The sequence below is a fragment of the Corynebacterium sp. HMSC071F07 genome, from assembly GCF_001810285.1.
Lineage (GTDB): Bacteria > Actinomycetota > Actinomycetes > Mycobacteriales > Mycobacteriaceae > Corynebacterium > Corynebacterium simulans.
In genome coordinates this window covers 1-328 of record NZ_KV800698.1, presented here as the reverse complement: position 1 = coordinate 328, position 328 = coordinate 1, and the positions used below count along the sequence as shown (strand labels likewise).

Genomic DNA, 328 nt, shown 5'->3' with positions numbered 1-328 from the left:
GCCTTTGGCTCTTCCTTGGCTTCTTCCTTTTCGGAGGAAGCTGCAGGGGCAGCGTTGCCGTCGCCGATGCGGGCGATGATGGCTCCGACGTCGACGGTGTCGTCTTCGTCGGCGAGGATCTCGGTCAGGGTGCCGGCGACTGGGGATGGGATTTCGGTGTCGACCTTGTCGGTGGAGACCTCGAGGAGTGGTTCGTCGACCTCGACCGTGTCACCTACGGACTTCAGCCACTGGGTAATGGTGCCCTCGGTGACGGACTCGCCGAGCTCTGGCATAGCTACGTCGGTTGCGGAGCCGGAAGCAGCCGGTGCAGAAGCCTCTTCCTTCT

General features: G+C 63.1%; 1 protein-coding gene. It reads right to left on the bottom strand.

All coding sequences use genetic code 11. The annotated features are described in order from the left end of the window. Positions 1-328 (bottom strand): biotin/lipoyl-containing protein (locus tag HMPREF2724_RS03455; RefSeq protein WP_305764392.1); only part of this gene is annotated, 328 nt, incomplete at both ends.